At 66.8% G+C, this 868-nt stretch carries 1 protein-coding gene and 1 pseudogene; both read left to right on the forward strand.

What is annotated here, in order from left to right; genetic code table 11:
* Positions 1-348: pseudogene (locus ACDELDRAFT_RS23135) on the forward strand (MFS transporter); the annotation flags it as partial.
* 117 nt (positions 349-465) lie between these two features.
* A partial coding sequence (gene ssb / locus ACDELDRAFT_RS23140) for a single-stranded DNA-binding protein (protein WP_005801733.1) occupies positions 466-868 on the forward strand: 403 nt, incomplete at its 3' end.

Consider the following 868-nt stretch of genomic DNA (forward strand, 5'->3'; position numbering starts at 1 on the left):
CTGGTGCAGGTGGGCCTGGGTGTGCTGGCCGCCAGCGGTGCGACGCCCACGCTGTGGGTGCTGGCGCCGCTGATGTTCCTGTTTTTCTGCGGCTTCAATGCGCTGGAGGCCAGCCAGCCCAGCCTGGTGTCGCGCATGGCGCCTGCGCAAGTGCGCGGCGCAGCGCTGGGCAGCTACAACACGCTGCAATCGCTGGGGCTGTTTGCCGGCGGCGCGCTGGGCGGCGCCCTGGTGAAATGGGCGGGGGCGCCCGGGCTTTTTGCCGCCACGGCAACGCTGACCGGCCTGTGGCTGGTGCTCACCTGGCCCCTGCGGCCCGTGGGCCGCAACGTCGGCGGCGGGCACTGAATGAAGCGCTGCCACCGCAGGTGATCACCACCCGCGGTTGCGGCACAATGCACCGTCTGGCGCCTGGAATTCCCTCAAATCCGGCGCTTTTTATCTTTTGAAGGCAAAGACAGCACCATGGCATCCATCAACAAAGTCATCATCGTCGGCAACCTGGGCCGCGACCCCGAAATGCGCACGTTCCCCAGTGGCGATCAGGTGGCCAACGTGACGATTGCCACCACCGACAAGTGGAAAGACAAGCAGACGGGCGAAACCAAGGAGGCCACCGAGTGGCACCGGGTGGTGTTCAACGGCCGCCTGGCCGAAATCGTGGGCCAGTACCTGCGCAAGGGCTCGCAGGTCTATGTGGAAGGCAGCCTGCGCACCCGCAAATGGACCGACCAGGCCGGCGTCGAAAAATACAGCACCGAAATCCGCGCCGACCAGATGCAGATGCTGGGCGGCCGCCAGGGCATGGGCGGCCAAGGGGGCGGCCAGGGCGGCGGTTACGACGATGGCGGCTACGACGAAGCACCGC

The sequence above is a fragment of the Acidovorax delafieldii 2AN genome (genome assembly GCF_000175235.1).
In the GTDB taxonomy this organism is placed as follows: domain Bacteria; phylum Pseudomonadota; class Gammaproteobacteria; order Burkholderiales; family Burkholderiaceae_C; genus Acidovorax; species Acidovorax delafieldii_B.